The 3,396-nt window shown below is 42.3% G+C and carries 5 protein-coding genes; all 5 read left to right on the top strand.

What is annotated here, in order from left to right; translation table 11 throughout:
- Positions 1 to 357: 357 nt before the first annotated feature.
- Entirely contained in the window at positions 358 to 1,053 is a 696-nt protein-coding gene (locus H6H03_RS39500) for a hypothetical protein (RefSeq protein WP_190960409.1), read from the top strand.
- Positions 1,054 to 1,098: 45 nt separating this feature from the next.
- A complete protein-coding gene (locus H6H03_RS39505) occupies positions 1,099 to 1,659 on the top strand; it encodes an antibiotic biosynthesis monooxygenase family protein (protein WP_190960410.1) in 561 nt (186 codons plus the stop codon).
- A gap of 124 nt (positions 1,660 to 1,783) precedes the next feature.
- On the top strand, positions 1,784 to 2,179 hold the full coding sequence (locus H6H03_RS39510; protein ID WP_190960411.1) for a nuclear transport factor 2 family protein: 396 nt from the start codon (positions 1,784 to 1,786) through the stop codon (positions 2,177 to 2,179).
- A 214-nt stretch (positions 2,180 to 2,393) separates the two neighbouring features.
- Complete coding sequence (locus H6H03_RS39515; RefSeq protein ID WP_190960413.1) at positions 2,394 to 2,531, top strand: hypothetical protein; 138 nt, start codon at positions 2,394 to 2,396, stop codon at positions 2,529 to 2,531.
- Positions 2,532 to 2,636: 105 nt separating this feature from the next.
- On the top strand, positions 2,637 to 3,353 hold the full coding sequence (locus tag H6H03_RS39520; RefSeq protein WP_190960412.1) for a hypothetical protein: 717 nt from the start codon (positions 2,637 to 2,639) through the stop codon (positions 3,351 to 3,353).
- Positions 3,354 to 3,396: the final 43 nt, after the last annotated feature.

Consider the following 3,396-nt stretch of genomic DNA (forward strand, 5'->3'; position numbering starts at 1 on the left):
GCCAATGGATGGCTGGAAGCTGGGATAATTTTTGTGATTCTATCTTTAATTCCTTTATCAAACCCCAAACTGCTTGATAAATTTTATACTTATAACGCTGATTTCCTGAGATAAGTGTAATAATAAATACTTGCTGGCCGGATTACTGGCACAGACAGCTTCTAACCAATAAGCATTAAATCATTTAATCCAAATCTTCTTAGGATATTCTGAGAAGATAAATTATGGTATGATCTAATAACATTTTTGTAATAAAAACTACTTTATTTCTCAGTATGAGTGTTCGGTGATCGCACTTTTTTTGGGGTCATCTAACAAAATCGCATTGCTCCCCTTGCAGAGTTACGCGATCGCAGATTGTACAGATCGACTCACAAAACCTTTGAGGAATACTGTCGTGATAGGTTTGGTCACAGTCGCCAAAAGTCAAATTATTTGATTGCAGCCTCCCAGGTCTACGAAAATTTGACAACAAATTGTTGTCAAAATTCTGAAGTTGAGGATTTGACAACAAACGGGACACAAATTCTGCCGACAAGTGAAGGGCAAGTCAGACCCATGACCAACCTAGAACCGCAAAAGCAGTGGGAAGTGTGGCAAACTGCGGTAGAAGTTGCTGGTGGTAAAGTACCATCTGGTCGTGTTGTCAAAGACGTGATAGAACGGATAATGGAACGCACTAAAGCCCCAAATCCTTACTGTGTGGGGGAAGTGTGCCAAATCCTTGTCAAAGATAATCCTGAACTGAGGGGCAAAGGTGGCTGCTGGTGCATTATTAGCCATGTGAGTGAATTTAGTTGCACAGTCAAAATGTGGGATGGGGAATACACCGTGAGAATTGACCACCTAAAGTCACTCAACTACTTGCCTGCGGAGTGTGAGCAGATGCGGGTGATTTGCGATCGCATTCATAGGCTACGGGACAGTGGTAATTTAGAAGCACCAGTAGAGGCAGTTTTGGAGTGTTTAGGAGAGTTGAAGCGACCGTATTTGACGGAGTTTGAGGAGGAACTTTTGAGTTTTATAGAGGCAAAATGTTCATTGCGGGTGTAGCTAACGCCTACACTGGGTAACATCAGGCTATCTACGAACTGAGGCATGGTTTGGTTAACAAAGCAAAACAACTGTTGGCGCGGCAGATTGCAGTGTTGGCAGTGGTTGTCAGGTTATCGGTTGGTGTTTAACAATCAAAGTTTAGATGGGGTTCGTGTCTTTACGTACAGTCAGTGGCAACCCAAGTTTGATCATCGCAGTTTGCAGCGTCCGATGGTGTTGAATGAGTTTTTTCCACCGGACTCGTTGCAGTTAGAGGTGTCGGCAAGCAAATCGTTATCAGCAGAAGTTGAGATTGTGGCAGGCGATTGCATTACCCATCTTGCTGAGTTTCGCATGATACCTGTGAATCAAGCGGAAATGGTGAAGCGAACCACGATGGAACTCGACCGAGCGATGAGCAATTCACCGGGACTCATCTCAGCAAGTTTTCATCGCAGCTTGGATGGAACCCGAATGTTCAATTATGGGCAGTGGGAGAGCAAGGAGGCATTTGAAGCGATCTTGAAGCAACCAGGATTTAATCCAGACAAGCCATATTGGGAAGGATTAGCACGAAACGAGTTTCATTTGTACAAAGTCGTATACGTAGAGACAGCAGGATAATAATTCGCTTGGAGCGGACTGTCGAGAGATTCTGGTGTATTACAAAGGTTGTTCGCAGCCGATCAAGCGAACCGTTGGGCTGCTTTCTTGTTTCAATAACATTCGTATTGGATGGTGAATAATTATGAGTTCAAATCAGCAGTTTCTGCAAAATTTATACGAAGCCTTCAACAAAGGCGAGTTTGAAACAATCATCTCGGTGATGCACCCGGACGTGAAATGGGCCAACGGGGTGGAAGGCGGTTTCGTTTATGGACGCGACGCAGTGCGCGAATATTGGATTAATCAATATAAGGTTATTCAAGTGCAGCTTGAAACCTTAAAGTTCGAGACGGATGAAAACAATCGAAATGTCGTTACCGTTCATCAAATCGTCAGAGATTTGCAAGGCAATTTGCTCGCGGATGCAACAATTGAGCAAATCTTTACTATTGAGAATAGTTTGATTAGTCTTTATGAAATTGGCGAAACCGAAACGATCCAACAGATGATTCAAAACAGGAGAGCTCCCGATGAGTAATTGAGAAGGTAGTTACAATTCGAGCCGTTGCTTTTAGTGATTGCAATGAAGAGGGGTTAGTAACTTCTCCACGCACGGCACTTTTGAGGAATACTGTAAAGACAGGTTTGGTTACAGCCGTCGTCAGCCTTATCTTTTAATGGAAGCGGCTGTTGTTTTTGATAACTTGGTTAAAAATTGTGATCGGAACGATCTGCCTGCCGAGTGTGAGCAGATGCGGCAGGTTTGCGATCGCATCGGTCGAGTGTATTCCAGAGAGTTGGAGGAATCAGTGCAGAAGTTTCTGGAGATGTTGGGGAAGCTGAAGCGGGCTTATTTAACTGAATTGGAAGAAAAAGTATTGAGTTTGTAGGAGTCGGAAATCGAAGTTTAGCCCTTGTTAAATAATGTTTGACTGTCTTTCTCGTTACCTCTGTTTGAAATAGGCTGTTTATGTAGTGCTAAGGGAATTTAGGAGATGCCAAAAAAGAACCAGAGCAATTCTTTCGGTAAGGTTAAACAAGAAACCTCTGTTGGTTCGCGTATCCTTGAAGCACTTACCGAAGTAGAAATTTCCCAGCTACTCGATGAATTATTTGTGGTTTTATCGGACGAACAGCGAGAAACTGTGTTTGCTCAACTGCAAGGGAATACCCAGGAAACTTTAATCCAAATCATCGCTGCACCTCAAACAGTAGAACAGATAAAAACAAGTAAAGCACAACCAGCTTCTTTTGCAAAATTAGCTCAAACTTGGTCACAATTATGGGAACAATGGAATCAGATTATTTGGCAAGCATCCCAGGAAAAGGGTAAATATATAGTTCAAGAAGTAAGCTGGGAAGAACCTTATTTTGATGATTGTACTTTTGTTGAAGATTTAGAAGCAGTTGCACAAAAGATGAAGCCATTGGTAAAAACAGCTTTTGAGAATGGCTTTAGTAATGACGATGGTTTTGCAGCCAGTTTGTTATTAGCAGAAAGCGAAATCGCTGATGGAATACCCGACTGGATGGAAATTGCTAATGGAATTCATTTGGAAGAAGCGACAACAAGCTGCTTGTTGGAATGGGAATGGTTGTTATTGCAGTCACAAGGACAAGATGGGTTCACATTAGCTCGAAAAGTTAGCCCGGATTTCTCACAAAGATATAAAAAAAAGGGGTCAAAAACTGCGAAAATGTATATAGGATAAGCATTTCAGCAGTTATTAAGCATGACCCCAGCATTTACAGATC

The organism is Nostoc paludosum FACHB-159 (assembly GCF_014698835.1).
Lineage (GTDB): Bacteria > Cyanobacteriota > Cyanobacteriia > Cyanobacteriales > Nostocaceae > Nostoc > Nostoc paludosum.

Excerpts from the sequence above, each read along its gene's own strand:
- H6H03_RS39505 (WP_190960410.1), top strand. The coding sequence starts at position 1,099 with ATGGTTTGGTTAACAAAGCAAAACAACTGTTGGCGCGGCAGATTGCAG.
- H6H03_RS39510 (WP_190960411.1), top strand. The coding sequence starts at position 1,784 with ATGAGTTCAAATCAGCAGTTTCTGCAAAATTTATACGAAGCCTTCAAC.
- H6H03_RS39515 (WP_190960413.1), top strand. The coding sequence starts at position 2,394 with ATGCGGCAGGTTTGCGATCGCATCGGTCGAGTGTATTCCAGAGAGTTG.
- H6H03_RS39520 (WP_190960412.1), top strand. The coding sequence starts at position 2,637 with ATGCCAAAAAAGAACCAGAGCAATTCTTTCGGTAAGGTTAAACAAGAA.